We start from the raw sequence: 2,136 nt of genomic DNA, 5'->3' as shown, positions 1-2,136 counted from the left end.
GGTGGCCTGCAGATGTTCTGAACGATAAGTTGGCGGACTAGAGGCGATTGGAGCCCCCCATGTCTATTGATCTGACGGTGAACGGCGAGAAGCGCAGCGTTGTGGCGGATGCGGAGAAGCCGCTGCTGTGGGTGCTGCGCGAGGATCTGCACCTGCCGGGCACGAAGTTCGGGTGCGGTGCGGGGCTGTGCGGGGCGTGCACCGTGCTGCTGGACGGTCAGGCTGTCCGGTCCTGCCAGACGCCGGTGGGATCTGTGGGGGAAGCGCAGATCACCACGATCGAGGATGTAACCTCGCAGCCCGCGGGCAAGCATGTCGTGGCCGCGTGGGAAGACCTCGACGTGCCGCAGTGCGGCTATTGCCAGGCAGGCCAGATCATGTCGGCGACATGGCTGCTCGAGCAGATCCCCGATCCGGCGGACGAGGACATCGACGCGGTGATGAGCGGCAACATCTGCCGGTGTTCCACTTACCTGCGCATCCGCGCGGCGATCAGGCAGGCCGCCAGGGCCAGGGCAGCAGCGGCATGAACGCGCCATTCGATCTGAACCGCCGGTCGTTCCTGTCGGTGGCGCTGCTGGGCGGCGCGGTGCTGAGCTTCGGCGCGCGGCTGGTGCTTCCCGGCGAGGCCGGAGCCGAGGCGGGGGACGGCGCCCGTGTGCTCAATGCCTTCATCCGCATCAACCCGGACAACAGCGTGGTCATCGGCGCCAAGAACCCGGAGATCGGGCAGGGCGTGAAGACCATGCTGCCGATGCTCCTCGCGGAGGAACTCGATGTCGACTGGGAACAGGTCCGCATCGAGCAGACCCTGGCCGATGATGCAAAATACGGCCGGCAAAGCGCGGGCGGCAGCCGCTCCACGCCGGTGAACTGGCTGCCCTTGCGGCAGGCCGGCGCGGCGGCCCGGCACATGCTGGTTGCAGCGGCCGCGGCCGAGTGGGGCGTCGCGCCTGCATCGCTGACGACCGGCAGCGGCATGGTCCGCCACGCGGCGTCGGGCAGGGCAGCGACTTATGCTTCGCTGGCATCCGCGGCCGCGCAGATCACGCCTCCCGCGCTGGACACCGTGGCGCTCAAGCCGGACGATGCGTTCAGGATCATCGGCACCTCGCGGCGCGGCGTCGATACGCCTGCGATTGTCCGGGGCAAGCCACTGTTCGGCATCGATACCGAGCTTCCCGGCATGGTCCATGCCGCTATCGAGGCTTGCCCGGTGTTCCAGGGCACGGTGGCCTCGTTCGACGATGCGGCGGTGAAGGCGGTCAAGGGCGTGATCGCGGTGGTGCCGGTCAACACCGGCCTTGTGCCCAAAGGCCAGTTCGATGCCCTGGCGACCGTCGCGGACAGCTGGTGGACCGCGCAGCAGGCGCGGGGCAAGCTCAAGGTCGAATGGGACACCGGAACGCTCGAGAGGTTCTCGACCGAAGCCTATGCCAGGCAGGCGGACGCGGCGCTGAAGGGCGAATCCCAAAGCGACATCCTGAAGAAGGGCGATGCCGGGGCAGCCCTGTCCGGCGCCGCGCGGACCGTCACTGCGCGCTACAGCTATCCGTTCCTCGCGCATGGCACGCTCGAGCCGCAGAACTGCACCGGCCTGTTCGAGGACGGGGCACTCACGCTCTGGGCGCCTTCGCAGTCACCGGGCAACGGGCGCCGGCAGGTTGCCGAACTGCTGGACCTCGCGCCCGATGCGATCACCATCCACATGACCCGGATCGGCGGCGGCTTCGGCCGGCGGCTGATGAACGACTACATGGTTCAGGTGGCGCAGATCGCGCGCGCGGTGCCGGGCCGGCCGGTCAAGCTGCTCTACACCCGCGCCGACGACATGCGGCACGACTACTACCGTCCCGGCGGGTGGCACGAACTGACCGCCGGGCTCGACAAGGATGGCAATCTCGTCGCGCTCAGGGATCACTTCGTGACCTTCGGCGCCGATGGCCAGCCTGTGCGTGCGGCCGAGATGGAGGAGACCGAGTTTCCGGCGCAGATCGTCCCCGATGTCCACTTCGGCGCGACCTATCTGCCGACCAACCTGCCGACCGGCTGGCTGCGAGCACCGACGTCCAATGCCATGGGCTTCGTCTTCCAGTCCTTCCTCGACGAGCTTGCCGAAGCCGCCGGGATGGACTT

2 protein-coding genes are annotated in these 2,136 nt (G+C 68.1%); both read left to right on the top strand.

Annotated elements, in window-relative coordinates:
- Window positions 1-59 precede the first annotated feature (59 nt).
- Complete coding sequence (locus MTR64_RS21170) at window positions 60-530, top strand: (2Fe-2S)-binding protein (protein ID WP_243996554.1); 471 nt, start codon at window positions 60-62, stop codon at window positions 528-530.
- On the top strand, window positions 527-2,136 hold a 1,610-nt coding region (locus MTR64_RS21165; RefSeq protein WP_243996553.1), incomplete at its 3' end, for a xanthine dehydrogenase family protein molybdopterin-binding subunit. The genes MTR64_RS21170 and MTR64_RS21165, both read left to right, overlap by 4 nt.

The organism is Novosphingobium album (ex Hu et al. 2023), assembly GCF_022832385.1.
Lineage (GTDB): Bacteria > Pseudomonadota > Alphaproteobacteria > Sphingomonadales > Sphingomonadaceae > Novosphingobium > Novosphingobium album.
This window is presented reverse-complemented; position numbering and strand designations above follow the sequence as displayed.